The 14,975-nt window shown below is 63.4% G+C and carries 13 protein-coding genes; 10 read left to right on the forward strand and 3 right to left on the reverse strand.

Going from position 1 to position 14,975, the window contains the following annotated elements; all coding sequences use genetic code 11:
- Positions 1–185 precede the first annotated feature (185 nt).
- The 3 genes from clpB to rluD all read right to left on the reverse strand — a co-directional run bounded on the left by clpB (position 186) and on the right by rluD (position 4,699).
- Positions 186–2,750: an ATP-dependent chaperone ClpB gene (gene clpB, locus AA098_RS24255; RefSeq protein ID WP_064615060.1), complete on the reverse strand. Its 2,565-nt coding sequence runs from the start codon at positions 2,748–2,750 to the stop codon at positions 186–188.
- 249 nt (positions 2,751–2,999) lie between these two features.
- Entirely contained in the window at positions 3,000–3,740 is a 741-nt protein-coding gene (gene pgeF, locus AA098_RS24260) for a peptidoglycan editing factor PgeF (protein ID WP_003247552.1), read from the reverse strand.
- Positions 3,737–4,699 carry a 23S rRNA pseudouridine(1911/1915/1917) synthase RluD gene (gene rluD / locus AA098_RS24265; protein ID WP_064615265.1) on the reverse strand — a complete coding sequence of 321 codons (963 nt, stop codon included), beginning with the start codon at positions 4,697–4,699 and terminating at the stop codon, positions 3,737–3,739. Before rluD ends, pgeF begins: the two co-directional genes overlap by 4 nt.
- Positions 4,700–4,846: 147 nt before the next feature.
- Between rluD and AA098_RS24270 the strand changes: the two genes are divergently transcribed.
- The 10 genes from AA098_RS24270 (at position 4,847) to AA098_RS24315 (ending at position 14,666) form a co-directional block, all read left to right on the forward strand.
- A complete protein-coding gene (locus tag AA098_RS24270) occupies positions 4,847–5,866 on the forward strand; it encodes an outer membrane protein assembly factor BamD (RefSeq protein WP_004577276.1) in 1,020 nt (339 codons plus the stop codon).
- Between the two features lie 94 nt (positions 5,867–5,960).
- Positions 5,961–6,191, forward strand: coding sequence for a PP0621 family protein (locus tag AA098_RS24275; protein ID WP_003247559.1), 231 nt, complete (start codon positions 5,961–5,963; stop codon positions 6,189–6,191).
- A 221-nt stretch (positions 6,192–6,412) separates the two neighbouring features.
- On the forward strand, positions 6,413–7,177 hold the full coding sequence (locus tag AA098_RS24280; protein WP_003247561.1) for a FadR/GntR family transcriptional regulator: 765 nt from the start codon (positions 6,413–6,415) through the stop codon (positions 7,175–7,177).
- A 90-nt stretch (positions 7,178–7,267) separates the two neighbouring features.
- Positions 7,268–8,470: an ABC transporter substrate-binding protein gene (locus AA098_RS24285; protein WP_003247562.1), complete on the forward strand. Its 1,203-nt coding sequence runs from the start codon at positions 7,268–7,270 to the stop codon at positions 8,468–8,470.
- Between the two features lie 65 nt (positions 8,471–8,535).
- On the forward strand, positions 8,536–9,396 hold the full coding sequence (locus tag AA098_RS24290; RefSeq protein WP_003247565.1) for a branched-chain amino acid ABC transporter permease: 861 nt from the start codon (positions 8,536–8,538) through the stop codon (positions 9,394–9,396).
- A gap of 1 nt (position 9,397) precedes the next feature.
- Complete coding sequence (locus tag AA098_RS24295; RefSeq protein ID WP_003247567.1) at positions 9,398–10,417, forward strand: branched-chain amino acid ABC transporter permease; 1,020 nt, start codon at positions 9,398–9,400, stop codon at positions 10,415–10,417.
- Positions 10,417–11,169 (forward strand): ABC transporter ATP-binding protein, encoded by a 753-nt coding sequence (locus AA098_RS24300; RefSeq protein ID WP_060538610.1) that lies wholly within the window; start codon positions 10,417–10,419, stop codon positions 11,167–11,169. Before AA098_RS24295 ends, AA098_RS24300 begins: the two co-directional genes overlap by 1 nt.
- The gene (locus tag AA098_RS24305) at positions 11,169–11,864 is read left to right on the forward strand and encodes an ABC transporter ATP-binding protein (RefSeq protein ID WP_003247569.1); all 696 of its coding nucleotides are present in this window, start codon (positions 11,169–11,171) and stop codon (positions 11,862–11,864) included. The genes AA098_RS24300 and AA098_RS24305 overlap by 1 nt, the downstream gene beginning before the upstream one ends.
- Before the next feature lie 113 nt (positions 11,865–11,977).
- Positions 11,978–13,255, forward strand: a complete 1,278-nt coding sequence (locus tag AA098_RS24310; RefSeq protein ID WP_064615061.1) for a Zn-dependent hydrolase — start codon at positions 11,978–11,980, stop codon at positions 13,253–13,255.
- Position 13,256: 1 nt separating this feature from the next.
- A complete protein-coding gene (locus AA098_RS24315; protein ID WP_064615062.1) occupies positions 13,257–14,666 on the forward strand; it encodes an amidase in 1,410 nt (469 codons plus the stop codon).
- The last annotated feature ends 309 nt before the right edge of the window (positions 14,667–14,975 follow it).

A 14,975-nucleotide genomic window follows, 5' to 3' on the forward strand; every position in this document is an offset into this window, starting at 1 on the left:
GGTTATCCAAGATTGGCGCAAAGGCCCGAAATAGCTGGGCTGTGCCGGCCCTTTCACGGCTAAACCCGCGCCTACGAGGGGCTGCCTAGCCTGCAAAAATCTGCGCAGGGTTGGCCGCGAAGGGGCCGGCATGGGCAACAGGCAGAAAAAAGCCCCGCAAACGCGGGGCTCATGGTGCAACACAATCAGCCGAAGACGATTTCGTCGTCTTCCACCTTGGCGGTGATCGCCGTACCGGGCAGGAACTTGCCGGCCAGAATCAGCTGCGCCAGCGGGTTCTCGATCCAGCGCTGGATCGCCCGCTTCAGCGGCCGTGCGCCGTACACCGGGTCGTAACCCACGGCAATCAGCTTGTCCAACGCCTCTGGGCTCAGGCTCAGCGACAGTTCGCGCTCCAGCAGGCGGCTGCGCAGGCGGCCGAGTTGGATTTCGGTAATACCGGCAATCTGCTCGCGGCCCAATGGCTCGAACACCACCACTTCGTCGATGCGGTTGATGAACTCGGGACGGAAGTGCGCCCCCACCGCATCCATCACTGCCGCACGCTGTGCCTCGCGGTCACCCACCAGTTCCTGAATCTGCGCCGAGCCCAGGTTGGAGGTCATCACGATCACGGTGTTGCGGAAGTCCACGGTGCGCCCGTGGCTGTCGGTCAGGCGGCCGTCTTCCAGCACCTGCAACAGCACGTTGAACACATCCGGGTGGGCTTTTTCCACCTCGTCCAGCAGCACCACCGAGTAAGGCTTGCGCCGCACGGCCTCGGTCAGGTAACCGCCCTCTTCATACCCTACATAGCCTGGCGGTGCACCGATCAGGCGCGCGACGGAGTGCTTCTCCATGAATTCGGACATGTCGATGCGCACCATCGCCTCTTCGGTGTCGAACAGGAACTCGGCCAGCGCCTTGCACAGTTCGGTCTTGCCCACACCGGTCGGGCCGAGGAACAGGAACGAACCACTTGGCCGGTTCGGGTCGGACAGCCCGGCACGTGAGCGGCGTACGGCGTTGGCTACGGCGGTTACCGCCTCGCTCTGGCCAATCACGCGCTGGTGCAGCAGCTCTTCCATCTTCAGCAGCTTCTCACGCTCGCCTTCGAGCATCTTGGCCACAGGAATGCCGGTCCACTTCGACACCACTTCGGCAATTTCTTCCTCGGTGACCTTGTTGCGCAGCAACTGGTTTTCGGTCTTGCCGTGCTGGTCGACCATCTGCAGGCTGCGCTCCAGGTCCGGGATCACCCCGTACTGCAGTTCGGCCATGCGGTTCAGGTCGCCTTTGCGACGGGCGGCTTCCAGCTCCTGGCGAGACTGCTCGATCTTTTGCTGGATCTGCGCCGAGCCCTGCACTTCAGCTTTCTCCGAAGCCCAGATTTCTTCCAGGTCGGAATACTCACGCTCCAGCCGCTCGATTTCCTCGGTCAGCTTCTCTAGGCGCTTTTTCGCCGCTTCGTCTTCTTCTTTCTTCAGCGCCTGCGACTCCACCTTCAGCTGGATCAGGCGGCGATCAAGGCGGTCGAGCACTTCTGGCTTGGAGTCAATCTCCATGCGGATGCGGCTGGCCGCTTCGTCGATCAGGTCAATGGCCTTGTCCGGCAGCTGGCGGTCGGTAATGTAGCGGTGGCTGAGCTTGGCCGCAGCGATGATTGCACCGTCGGTGATGGCCACCTTGTGGTGCACTTCATAGCGCTCTTTCAGGCCACGCAGGATGGCGATGGTGTCTTCCTCGCTCGGCTCCTCGACCAGCACCTTCTGGAAGCGGCGCTCCAGGGCGGCGTCCTTTTCGATGAACTGGCGGTACTCGTTCAGCGTGGTGGCACCTACGCAATGCAGCTCGCCGCGGGCCAGGGCCGGCTTGAGCATGTTGCCGGCGTCCATGGCACCCTCGCCTTTGCCGGCGCCGACCATGGTGTGCAGTTCGTCGATGAACAGGATGATCTGGCCTTCCTGCTTGGACAGTTCGTTCAGCAGGCTTTTCAAGCGCTCTTCGAACTCACCGCGGTACTTGGCACCGGCAATCAGCGCGCCCATGTCCAGCGCCAGCAGCCGCTTGCCTTTGAGGCCGTCGGGCACTTCACCATTGATGATGCGCTGGGCCAGGCCTTCGGCGATGGCGGTTTTACCCACGCCAGGCTCACCGATCAGCACCGGGTTGTTCTTGGTACGGCGTTGCAGCACCTGCACGGTACGGCGGATTTCATCGTCACGGCCAATGACCGGGTCCAGCTTGCCCTCTTCGGCACGCTTGGTCAGGTCGACGGTGTATTTGTCCAGCGCCTGGCGCGATTCCTCGGCGTTGGCGTCATTCACTGCCGCGCCGCCACGCAGGTTGTTGATGGCATTTTCCAGCGCTTTCTTGCTCACGCCTTGGCTCAGCAGCAGCTTGCCGAGCTTGCTGTTTTCGTCCATGGCGGCCAACAGCACAAGCTCGCTGGAAATGAACTGGTCGCCCTTCTGCTGTGCCAGGCGGTCTGCCTGGTTAAGCAGGCGTGCCAAGTCCTGCGACATGTTCACGTCGCCGGTAGGGTTCTGTATTTTTGGCAGTTGGTCGAGCTCTTTCACCAGCCCCTGGCGCAGGCCATTGATGTCGAAGCCTACCTGCATCAGCAGCGGTTTGATGGAGCCGCCCTGCTGTTCGAGCAGCGCCTGTAACAGGTGCACGGGCTCGATGGCAGGGTGGTCCATGCCAACGGCCAAAGATTGGGCATCGGATATTGCAAGTTGCAGCTTGCTGGTTAAACGGTCTATTCGCATGGTGTACCTTCCTTTAAAGGGCAGGTCGGAGCGATGGACAGCGCCTGTTTATAAAGAAACCTGCCTGAGATGACTTTATAGATAAGGCTGATTCTGGAAGATTCAAGCGTAGCGGGGTTGACCAAAGTCAACCTGTTGGATTAACGGGGGCCATTCGCGGGCATGCTCGCCCCCACAGGTACACCACCGGTTTCAATGTTTGCAGAATCACTGTAGGAGCGGGCGTGCCAGCGAAGAGGCCGGTACAGGCTAGCGCGGGTCCAGCCAGACCAACGATGCAAAACGCCCACCCTGCGGGGTACGGCGATAGGAGAAGAACCGCGCATCACTGACCGTGCACAAACCACCGCCATAAACAGCAGTCACGCCACGGGCAGCCAGGCGAATACGCGCCAGCTCATAGATATCCGCCAACAGCTTGCCTGGCCGTTCGCCGTCGACGAATGCCCGAGCTGCTTGCGGGTGCACGGCGGTAAAGGCATCACGCACTTCCAGCCCCACTTCGAACGCTTGCGGGCCGATGGCAGGCCCCAACCACACCAGCACCTCTTCTGGCGGCAGCGCCAGCCGGTCCAGCGTGGCTTCCAGCACGCCACCCGCCAGCCCGCGCCAGCCCGCATGTGCCGCCGCCACGCGGGTGCCGGCACGGTCGCAGAACAGCGCAGGCAGGCAATCGGCGGTCATCACGGTGCAGGCAATGCCAGGCTGGTGGGTCCAGCTGGCATCGGCCTCGGCGACCACCGCCGGGTCGGCATCCGCCACCACCCGCCCATGCACCTGTTTGAGCCAGGCCGGTTGGATGGTGAACTGTTCGCTCAGGCGGCGGCGGTTCTCGGCGACCGCGGCAGGGTCATCCCCAACATGGTCGCCGAGGTTGAAGGTTTCGTAAGGCGGCAAGCTGACGCCGCCCTGACGGGTGGTGACACAGGCGCGTACCGAGGCCGGGGCCGGCCAGTCGGGGAACAGCAAGGCCTGCGTCAGGTCACTCATCCGATGAAGCTCTCGTGGTCTTGGTTCAGCAGCGACAGCAACCAGACGAAGTCATCCGGCAGTGGCGATTCCCACTTCATGACTTCACCGGTAATCGGGTGGACCAAGGCAAGGAAACGCGCATGCAGCGCCTGGCGCGGGAAGGTCTTGACCGCCTCGACCATGGTCGGGCTGGCAGCGGGCGGAATACGGAAGCGCCCGCCGTACGTCTGGTCGCCAACCAGCGGGAAACCCACGTGGGCCATGTGCACGCGAATCTGGTGGGTACGGCCGGTTTCCAGCTTGACCCGCACATGGGTGTGCGAGCGGAAGCGCTTGAGTACGCGGTAGTGGCTGACCGCCGGCTTGCCGCCGTCGGTTACAGCCATGCGCTGGCGCATGCCGCCGTGACGGCCGATGGGCGCGTCGATCTTGCCACCGGCAGTCACCACGCCAATCACGATGCACTCGTAGATGCGGCTGACCTTGCGGGCCTGCATCTGCTCGACCAGCTTGGTCTGCGCCTGCAGGGTCTTGGCCACCACCATCAGGCCGGTGGTGTCCTTGTCCAGGCGGTGCACGATACCGGCGCGCGGCACGTTGACGATGTCTGGCACATGGTGCAGCAGCGCGTTGAGCAGGGTGCCGCTGGCATGCCCGGCCGCCGGGTGCACAACCAGCCCGGCAGGCTTGTTGATCACCAGGATGTGGTCGTCTTCGTAGACGATATCCAGTTCGATATCTTCTGCGATCCACTCGCCCTGGGCCTCTTGTTCGGCCTCCAGGGCAAGCAGAGAGCCACCATGAACAAGGTCTCGAGGGCGCACGACTGCACCATCGACCGTCAGGCGGCCCTCTTTGATCCACGAAGTTAGCCGCGAACGCGAGTACTCGGCGAACAATTGGGCGGCGACCTGGTCGAGGCGTTGGCCGCCCAGTTCGGACGGTACCTCTGCGCTAAGTTGAATGATCTCGGACATGCTCGATTCGGCGGGCGCACAGCCTTTGGTTTCGGCTGCGAGCTTGTGGTTAAATACGGCTTCTTTTGTCCCGGGGTTGGCCGGGGCGCTCATCATAACAGGACGGCACCGCCCAAGACAGCGGCCGTCAAAGGGACGCAAGCCGCCATGCGAGTGAAACACCTGCTGCTGATCGCCATCCTCGGGCTTACCGCGGCCTGTTCCTCTAATAAAGAGGTCATTGACGAGAACCTCAGCGAGGCCGAACTGTACCAGCAGGCCCAGGCTGATCTGGACAACTCCAGCTACACCAGCGCCGTGAACAAGCTCAAGGCCCTGGAGTCGCGCTACCCGTTCGGCCGCTATGCCGATCAGGCGCAGCTCGAGCTGATCTACGCCAACTACAAGAATTCTGAGCCCGAGGCCGCCAAGTCGGCCGCCGAGCGCTTTATCCGCCTGCACCCGCAGCACCCGAACGTCGATTACGCCTACTATCTCAAGGGCCTGACCTCGTTCGACCAGGACCGTGGCCTGCTGGCGCGCTTCCTGCCGCTGGACATGACCAAACGCGACCCGGGTGCCGCCCGCGACTCGTACAACGAGTTCGCCCAGCTGACCAGCCGTTTCCCCAACAGCCGCTACGCGCCAGACGCCAAGCAGCGCATGATCTACCTGCGCAACCTGCTGGCTTCGTACGAAATCCACGTGGCCGACTACTACCTGAGCCGCCAGGCTTATGTAGCGGCTGCCAACCGTGGCCGCTACGTGGTCGAAAACTTCCAGGAAACCCCGTCCGTCGGTGACGGCCTGGCGGTGATGGTCGAGTCGTACCAGAAGCTGCACCTGGACGAACTGGCCGCCACGAGCCTGGAAACCCTCAAACTCAACTACCCGGACCACCCGAGCCTGGTCGATGGCGAGTTCCAGCCCAAGCAGACCGAGTCTGACGGCCGCGGCTGGCTGTCCAAGGCCACCTTGGGCCTGATCGAAACCGATACCCCGCTGCCGCCAGGCGAAACCCGCGCCAACCAGGACGTGGTCAAGCAGTTCCAGGACGCGCGCGACGAGATGCCGCGAGAGCTGCTGCCTAAAGACGAGAACGGCGACCCGATCGTGCCGGAAGGCCCGAAAGAAGCCGAGAAAGACCGTTCCTGGTTCAGCTACATGACCTTTGGTCTGTTCGACTGACCTTCAGCGGTGAATGAAAGGGAGGCCTTGGGCCTCCCTTTTTTATTGGCCGCGTCCTAGACTGTTGGCTTCTTCAATCGACAAGCTGGACACCATGGTTCGCCTACTTTTCTGGATCGCCCTGATCGCCGCCGCGTTCTGGCTGTGGCGCAAGTTCAAAGTCAGCCAGCAGTCGCACCCCGAGGCGAAGCTGGATGCGCCGCTGAAGATGGTGCGCTGTGCCCATTGCGGCGTGCACCTGCCCAACGACCGGGCGCTGCAGCAGGGTAATGAGTGGTATTGCAGCCAGGCCCACCTGCAGCAGGGCCCTGGCCACAAGGGCTGATCCCCGGGTACACCCAGCCCCCCTGTGTAGGAGCGGGTTCACCCGCGAATGCGTCAGTAGCGCCACTGCAGCATTCGCGGCCCCCCCCTTACAGCCCCTCCCCACATATCCCTCCCCGACCCTTTCACACCATTTACGACCCCTCCCCACCGCCAGCATTGACCCGCCTGGGCAAAACTCGCTAAATCCTATTTATCCGCATAAATATGAAAAATAGCGAAATGCTCAAACCCAAACGCAAGCGCCAGAAGCTGTCCGATGTGATCGTCGAATCAGTCAAGCGCTCGATCGTCACCGAAGCGCTGCACCCCGGCGACCGCCTGCCCACCGAACGTGAGCTGATGGAGCATTTCGAATGTTCCAAGGGCACCGCCCGCGAAGCGCTCAAGGCGCTCGAAGTCGAAGGCCTGGTCAGCACCCGCACCGGCCCGACCGGGGGCGCCTACCTGAACGAAGTGGGCACCGAGCCAGCCAGCCGCGCGCTGCGCAACTACCTGCATTTCCAGCACCTGGACGGCGAACAGGTGTACCAGCTGCGCAAAGTCATCGAGGTAGAACTGGCGGTGTCGGTGATGGGCAAGCTGAGCGAGGCCGATTATGCCGCGCTGCAGGCCAACATCGACTTCTGCAGCGCGCCGGAAGACAGCGAAGAAGGCCAGCGTGAGCAGCGCTTGGCGGAGCTTGAATTCCACACCCTGCTGGCCGACCGCTGCCCCAACCCGTTGCTGCGTTTCATGGCGGTGTTCCTCAACGACCTGCTGCGCGACCTGGTGGTGCTGAAAAAGGCCTACCTGCCCAAGCGCCAGCAGTTCGCCGCCGCCAACATCGACTACCACAAGCAACTGCTGACCGCCTTGCGCGCCAGCGACGAACCCGCCGTACGCCGGCTGATGCACGAACACATGTGCGACGCCGAGCACCATATGACCGCGCTGGAAGGCGAGGTTGCCCGTAACTTCCTGCTGGAGTTCGATCACCACCACTGATGCGCCTGTAAAGAGGCCTGCACACAGGCCCGGCCGTACCCGCTTTGTCATTGCCACTCCTGCCTAATAACCACAAACAAGGAGTTACTCATGCAAAGACGTACCCTGCTCAAGGCAGGCCTTGCCCTGGGTGCCTTAGGTAGCCTCCCCTTGGGGGCACACCGGGCATTCGCCGACCAACCGCTGACCTTCTATGGGCTCAAGTCCATGTCGGGCGCCTTCGCCAGCTACGGCAAGTACGCCGACATGGGCTCGCGCCTGGCCATCGCCGAGCATCCGCAGTTGCTCGGCCACCCGCTCAAGTACAAAGTCATCGACACCGAAGGCAACGCCGGCAAGGCGGTGCGCAAGGTGCAGGAAGCCATCGGCCAGGATGGCGCACGCTTCTTCCAGGGGTGCACCCTGTCGTCTTCGGCACTGGCGGTGTCCAAGGAAATCCACAAAGCCGGCGGCGTGTTCATGACGCCTGTGGGCGCCGATGAAATCACCGGCAAGGACTGCAATGCCTCAACCTTCCGCTGGTCGGTGCCCACCTATGGTGCCATCCGCGAAACCCTGGTGCCGATGAGCCGCCAGCTGCCCCAGGCCAAGCGCTGGTACACCATCACCCCGCAATATGTATTCGGCGATGCCCTGCTGGACAACGCCCGCAAAGTGTTCGCCGAGCTCGGCGTGGAACACATCGGCAACAGCTACCACTCGCTGCAGGAGCAGGAATTTTCCGGCTACCTGACCAACGCCATCGCCGCCAAGCCCGACGTGCTGGTGCTGCTCAACTTCGGTAGCCAGGCCTCCAACGCCCTGCGCCAGGCGGTCAACTTCGGCATCAAGGACCGCATGAAAGTGCTGATGGTGTGGTCTGCCGGCCTCGACCAGTTCCAGGAGCTGGGCAGCGACGTGCTCGAGGGCGTGTACCTGGGTGCGCAGTACTGGCACCAGGTCGACACCCCGCTGAACAAACAGTTGGTCGCCGCCACCCGCAAGGCCTATGGCATCAACCCCAACTACCCGCTGGCCGCCGACTACATCGGCACCAAGGTGATGCTCGAGGCCATCGTCAAGGCCGGCAGCCTGGACGGGGCCGCCGTGTCTGCGGCATTGCAGGGCATGCGCTTCCAGGGCCCGACCGGCGAAGAACTGATCCGCCCGGGTGACCACCAGGTGCTCAAGGATTACTACCTGCTGCGCGGCAAGCCCCAGGGGCAGATGCGCGACGAGGACGACCTGGCCGAAGTCATCAGTTCGGGCCGCTCGTTCGTCGAGGTCGATCACACCGGTTGCGCCCTGGCCTGAAGCTGCGGCGTTAGTCACAAACACTTGTACAGGCAGCCGCCCGGCGCGCTGTCGAGGGCACGCTCATGCTCGATTTGTACCTGTTCCAACTGCTCAACGGCCTGGGCCTGGGGATGATCTACTTCCTCATCGCCGTGGGCCTGACGATCATTTTCGGCCTGCTCAACTTCGTCAACTTCGCCCACGGCGCGTTTTTCTTGCTGGGCGCCTACCTGTGCTACACCGCCGTGGCCGTCACCGGCAACTTCTGGCTGGCGCTGCTGATTGCGCCACTGGTGGTGGCCGCGCTGGCCTGGGCGGTCGAGCGCCTGTTGATCAAACGCATCTACCACCTGCCGCACACCTTCCAGATCCTCGTCACCCTCGGCATCGCGCTGATCATCCAGGAAGCGTCGGTGCTGATCTGGGGCCCGGTGGGCAAGAACATTGCCGTACCACCTGAACTGCGCGGGGTGCTGATACTTGGCGACTTCATCTACCCCTACTACCGCTTGTTCCTGATCGGCTTCGCAGCGCTGATCGGTATTGGCCTGTGGCTGCTGCTGGAACGCACCCGTTTCGGCGCACTGGTGCGGGCCGGTAGCGAAAGCACCGAGACCGTGTCGCTGTTGGGCACCAACATTTTCCGCCTGTTCTCCCTGACATTCGCCCTGGGCGTGGGCCTGGCAGGTGTGGCGGGTGTGCTGTTTGCGCCGCTACGGGGCGCCCAGCCCTTCGTCGGCCCGGAAATCCTCGGCATTGCCTTCGTGGTGGTGGTGATTGGCGGCATGGGGTCGTTCGGCGGGGCGCTGGTTGGCGGCCTGCTGGTGGGTGTGGTGCAAAGCATGATGACCAGTCTCTGGCCGCAAGGCGCCAGCCTGATGATCTATGGCGCCATGGCAGCAGTGATTCTGGTCCGTCCCTACGGCCTGTTCGGGAGAGCCTGAGATGAGCGAGAAAAACCCATTGCCAGTCGCCAAGGGCCGCGCCCCGGCGCTGCTGTCGCTGGTAGTTGCCAGCCTGGTGGCGCTGCCGCTGTTGCTGCCCTCGGCCACCCTGGCCACCGAGATCCTGATCTTTGCCATGGCCGCACTGGCCTGCAACCTGCTGCTCGGCTACACCGGACTGCTGTCGTTCGGCCAGGGCATCTTCTTTGGCGTGGGCGCCTATGGCGCAGCGCTGCTGATGATCCACCTGCAGTGGGGCATGTTCGCCGCGCTGCTTGGCGCAGCTGTGTTCGGCGCCTTCCTCGCGCTGCTGGTGGGCGCACTGGCGATCCGTCGCACGGGCATCTACTTCGTCATGCTGACCCTGGCCTTCAGCCAGATGGCCTACTTCCTGGCCTATACCCTCAGCGGCTGGACCGGCGGTGACAACGGCCTGCTTGATGTGCCACGGCCGAATATCGAAATCGCCGGCCATGTGCTGGTCGACCTGGCCGATCCGCGGCACTTCTATGTGTTCGTCGCGGTGCTGTTCCTGTTGATCTTCGCCGCAGCCCTGCGGGTGATCCGTTCGCCATTCGGCAGCACCCTGCTGGCTATCCGTGAGAACGAGACCCGCGCCGCCGCCATCGGCTACGACACCCGCCATTTCAAGATTCTGGTGTTCATGCTGTCGGGCGCCATCACCGGCATCGCCGGGGCGCTGTACGCCATGCTGCTGCACTTTGCGCCGCTGTCGAACATCGACCTGATGATGAGCGAGAACATCCTGATCATGACCATCGTCGGCGGCACCGGCTCACTGTTCGGCTCGCTGCTGGGGGCCGGCGCCATCGTGCTGCTGGGTGACGTGCTGTCGGAACTTTGGCCACGCTGGCTGATGCTGCTGGGGGTGATCCTGATTCTGGTGGTGGTGTTCATGCGTGGCGGCCTGTGGGGCGGCCTGACCGAACTGGGCAAGCGCCTGCTGGCCACCCGCAATGCCGATGACAAACCCCAGGCCAAGACCAAGGAGACCCTGTGATGAGCGACTACCTCCTGGAAACCCGCGACCTGGAGCTGGCCTACGGGCCGTTCAAGGCGGTCGCGGGCGTTGACCTCAAAGTGCGAGCCGGCACCATCCACACCATTATCGGCCCCAACGGCGCCGGCAAGACCAGCCTGTTCCACTGCCTGACCGGCGAACGTCAGGCCACTGCCGGCAAGATCCTGTTCAATGGCCAGGACATCATTCGCAAGCCGTCCCACGGGCGGGTGGCACTTGGCATGGCGCGTTCGTTTCAGCTCACCAGCCTGTTCCAGAACCTTTCAGTGCGCGAGAACCTGCGCCTGGCCGCCCAAGGCCGTGATGGCCTGGGCGCGCTGAACTTCTGGCGCAGCGTCGAGCACAAGCGCAGCCACTGGAACACCGCCGACCAGGTGCTGGAGCGCCTGAAACTGAGCGCCCGTGCCGAAACACTGGCGGGCGAGCTGTCGCACGGCCAGCAAAGGGTGCTGGAAGTGGGCATGTCGATCTGCGCCAAGCCCTCCCTGCTGATGCTCGACGAACCCACTTCGGGCATGGGCATCGACGACATCCCGGTGATGACCGACCTGATCAGCGACCTTGGCCGCGACCATACCGTGCTACTGATCGAGCACAACATGAGCATTGTCATGTCGATCAGCCAGCGCATCACGGTGATGAGTCACGGCCAGATCCTGGTCGAGGGTACCCCTGAACAGGTGCGCAACGACGAGCGCGTACGCACCGCCTACCTTGGAGAGGCCGCCTGATGCTCAACGTCGATTCGATCCATTCCTACTACGACAAGAGCCATGTGCTCGAAGGTGTCTCGCTCAAGGTTGAGGCTGGCGAACTGGTAACGCTGCTGGGGCGCAACGGCGCAGGCAAGACCACCACCTTGCGCAGCATCCTTGGCATCGTCCGCCCACGGCAGGGGCAGATCAGCTTCAACGGCCAGCAACTGGTCGGCCGCGAAATCTTCGATATCGCCCGGCAGGGCATTGCCCTGGTGCCGGAGCACCGCGGCATCTTTCGCCAGCTCAGCGTCGAGGAGAACCTGAAGATTGCCGTGCGCAAGACCAGCCGCTGGCAGTTGGAGGACGTGTACAGCATGTTCCCGCGCCTGAAGGAGCGTCGCCGCAACGGTGGTTTTGCCCTGTCCGGTGGCGAGCAACAGATGCTCGCTATCGCCCGCGCCCTGCTCAACGGCCCCAGGCTGCTGATCCTCGACGAGCCCACCGAAGGCCTGGCCCCGGTGATTGTCGATGAACTGGTGAAGATATTGCGGCGGATCAAGGACGAAGGGCTGTCGATCCTGCTGGTAGAGCAGAACCTGATGGTCTGCGATGCCCTTGCTGATCGCCACTATGTGCTGGAGCAGGGCCGCGTCGCTTACCAAGGCAGTGCAGCGCAGTTCCGCGAGGACCCGAGCATCAAGAACCGTTACCTGGCCCTTAGCGCCTGATCAGCAGAGAAGCACGCCCGCAAAGACCTCTGGCCTGTGGATGACCTGTAGGAGCGGGCTTGCCCGCGAAGAGGCCAGTACAAGCAACTGATTACTTTCAGGAGAGCTGAACCATGAACACCCGCATCGATCCCTCGCAGCACCTGCTCGGCCAAGGCCCTCTGATCAACCGCGAGCGCCTTTGGCAATCATTGATGGACCTGGCCCAACTCGGCGCCACCGCCAAGGGCGGCGTATGCCGTCTGGCCCTGACCGACCTCGACCGCCAGGCGCGCGACCTGTTCGTCCACTGGTGCGAAGAGGCCGGCTGCACGGTTAGCGTCGACGCCATCGGTAACATCTTCGCCCGCCGCCCCGGCCGTAACCCTGCCCTGGCGCCAGTGATGACCGGCAGCCACATCGATACCCAACCCACCGGCGGCAAGTTCGATGGCTGCTACGGCGTCATGGCCGGCCTCGAAGTGATGCGCACGCTCAACGACCTGCACCTGACCACCGAAGCCCCGCTGGAAGTGGTGGTATGGACCAACGAAGAAGGTTCGCGCTTCCCGCCCTGCATGATGGGCTCGGGCGTGTTTGCCGGTAAGTTCGGCCTGCAGGAAACCCTGGACAAGGTCGATGACCAAGGTCTGTCGGTCGGCGCTGAGTTGCAACGCATCGGCTACGCCGGCCCGCGCGTGCCCACCGGGCATGCCGTGGGCGCCTACTTCGAAGCGCATATCGAGCAAGGCCCGGTGCTGGAAGACCAACGCACCACCATCGGCGTGGTCCAGGGCTGCCTGGGGCAAAAATGGTTCGACCTGACCCTTACCGGCGTCGAGGCGCATGCAGGCCCCACGCCCATGCACCTGCGCAAGGACGCATTGGTCGGCGCTGCCGAGGTGGTGGCTGCGGTCAACCGCGTCGCTCACGCGCACCAGCCACATGCCTGCGGCACGGTCGGCTGCCTGACCTTGCACCCAGGCTCGCGCAACGTCATCCCCGGCCAGGTGCACATGACCATCGACCTGCGCCACCTCGACCCTGGGCACCTCGACGCCATGGTCAGCGAAGTGCGCGCAGCCATCGAAAACAGCACGGCGAAACATGGCCTGAGCTATCAGCTAACCCCGACAGCCGACTTCCCGCCGCTGTACTTCGCCGAGCAGTGCGTGGATGCCGTGCGCCAGGGGGCGCGTGCGCTGGGCCTGAGCCACATGGATATCGTCAGCGGCGCCGGTCACGATGCAATCTTCCTCGCCGAGCTGGGCCCGGCCGGGATGATCTTCGTGCCATGCGAAGGCGGCATCAGCCACAACGAAATCGAAAATGCCGCGCCCCAGGACCTGGCCGATGGTTGCGACGTCCTGTTGCGCGCCATGTTCCAGGCCGCCAACCCAGGAGCCCGTTGAAATGACCCAGAAAACCGCGATTGGCGAACTCACCGCCGTCGAACTGCTCGAACTGTACCAGCGCCGCCAGTTGTCACCCGTCGAGGTGGTCGACGATGTGCTGGCGCGCATCGACCTGCATAACCCGGCGGTCAACGCCTACTGCCATGTCGACGGCGAAGGTGCCCGCGCCGCCGCCCGCGCCAGCGAACAACGCTGGCAGCGCGGCGAGCCCTGTGGCCAACTGGATGGCGTACCCGCCTCGATCAAGGACCTGACCCTGACCCGCGGCATGCCCACCCGCAAAGGCTCGCGTACAACCTCGGGTACCGGCCCGTGGGAAATCGATGCGCCCTTCAGCGCCTTCATGCGTGAAGCCGGTGCTGTGCTGGTGGGCAAGACCACCACGCCGGAGTTCGGCTGGAAAGGCGTGACCGACAACCCGCTGTACGGCATTACCCGCAACCCTTGGGATACCAGGCTGACTGCCGGTGGTTCGTCTGGTGGTGCTGCGGCAGCCGCCGCGCTGAACCTGGGGGTGCTGCATCAGGGCAGCGATGCCGGTGGTTCGATTCGCATCCCTTGCGCCTTCACCGGCACCTTCGGCATCAAACCGACCTTCGGCTATGTGCCGCAATGGCCGGCCAGCGCCATGACCGTGCTGTCGCACCTGGGGCCGATGACGCGTACCGTGGACGACTCGGTGCTGATGCTCGACTGCGTAGCGCGCCCCGATGCCCGCGACGGTTTGGCCGGCGCACCCCGGCAGGCGCCTTGGCTCAGCCAGCAGCAAGATCTGAGTGGGCTACGCATCGCCTACAGCGCCAACTTCGGTTACGTGCAGGTCGACCCACAGATCCAGGCACTGGTGGCGCAAGCGGTGCAGCGCCTGGTGCGGTTGGGTGCGCAGGTAGAGGAAGTGGACCCGGGCTTCAGCGACCCGCTGGAAACCTTCAATACCCTGTGGTTTGCCGGTGCGGCGCGGTTGGCCAGTGCCTTGAGCGATGAGCAGAAAGCGTTGCTTGACCCGGGGCTGCGCTGGATTGCCGAACAAGGCGCACAGATCAGCCTTGGCGAATACACCCAGGCGCTAGAGGCACGGGCAGAATTGATTGCGAAGATGAATGCCTTTCATCAGCGATATGACGTGTTGGTATCGCCGATGCTGCCGTTGGTGGCGTTCGAAGCCGGACACAACGTGCCGCCTGGGTCGGGGATGGCGCAATGGATGGAGTGGACGCCGTTCAGCTACCCGTTCAACCTGACCCAGCAGCCGGCAGCCTCGGTGCCCTGCGGGTTTACCCGCGAGGGGTTGCCGGTGGGGCTGCAGGTGGTGGCCGGGCGCTTTGCCGATGAGCAAGTGCTGCGGGTGTGCAAGGTGTATGAGCAGCATTATCCGAGCCGGCACTTGCAAGCACCGATTACTGGCTGAAATCTGTATGGGCCTCTGCGGCCCTTTCGCGGGTGAACCCGCTCCTACACGCACCGATTACTGGCTGAAATCTGTATGGGCCTCTGTGGCCCTTTCGCGGGTGAACCCGCTCCTACACGCACCGATTACTGGCTGAAATCTGTATGGGCTTCTGCGGCCCTTTCGCGGGTGAACCCGCTCCTACACGCACCGATTACTGGCTGAAATCTGTATGGGCTTCTGCGGCCCTTTCGCGGGTGAACCCGCTCCTACACGCACCGATTACTGGCTGAAATCTGTATTGGCCTCTGCGGCCCTTTCGCGGGTGAA

Origin of the sequence: Pseudomonas sp. JY-Q (genome assembly GCF_001655295.1) — a bacterium.
Classification (GTDB): domain Bacteria; phylum Pseudomonadota; class Gammaproteobacteria; order Pseudomonadales; family Pseudomonadaceae; genus Aquipseudomonas; species Aquipseudomonas alloputida.

Coding starts and splice junctions, on each gene's coding strand:
- rluD (WP_064615265.1), bottom strand. CDS start 4,699: ATGTCCGAGATCATTCAACTTAGCGCAGAGGTACCGTCCGAACTGGGC.
- pgeF (WP_003247552.1), bottom strand. CDS start 3,740: ATGAGTGACCTGACGCAGGCCTTGCTGTTCCCCGACTGGCCGGCCCCG.
- AA098_RS24305 (WP_003247569.1), top strand. CDS start 11,169: ATGCTCAACGTCGATTCGATCCATTCCTACTACGACAAGAGCCATGTG.
- AA098_RS24300 (WP_060538610.1), top strand. CDS start 10,417: ATGAGCGACTACCTCCTGGAAACCCGCGACCTGGAGCTGGCCTACGGG.
- AA098_RS24290 (WP_003247565.1), top strand. CDS start 8,536: ATGCTCGATTTGTACCTGTTCCAACTGCTCAACGGCCTGGGCCTGGGG.
- AA098_RS24295 (WP_003247567.1), top strand. CDS start 9,398: ATGAGCGAGAAAAACCCATTGCCAGTCGCCAAGGGCCGCGCCCCGGCG.
- AA098_RS24315 (WP_064615062.1), top strand. CDS start 13,257: ATGACCCAGAAAACCGCGATTGGCGAACTCACCGCCGTCGAACTGCTC.
- AA098_RS24270 (WP_004577276.1), top strand. CDS start 4,847: ATGCGAGTGAAACACCTGCTGCTGATCGCCATCCTCGGGCTTACCGCG.
- AA098_RS24310 (WP_064615061.1), top strand. CDS start 11,978: ATGAACACCCGCATCGATCCCTCGCAGCACCTGCTCGGCCAAGGCCCT.
- AA098_RS24275 (WP_003247559.1), top strand. CDS start 5,961: ATGGTTCGCCTACTTTTCTGGATCGCCCTGATCGCCGCCGCGTTCTGG.
- AA098_RS24280 (WP_003247561.1), top strand. CDS start 6,413: ATGCTCAAACCCAAACGCAAGCGCCAGAAGCTGTCCGATGTGATCGTC.
- AA098_RS24285 (WP_003247562.1), top strand. CDS start 7,268: ATGCAAAGACGTACCCTGCTCAAGGCAGGCCTTGCCCTGGGTGCCTTA.
- clpB (WP_064615060.1), bottom strand. CDS start 2,750: ATGCGAATAGACCGTTTAACCAGCAAGCTGCAACTTGCAATATCCGAT.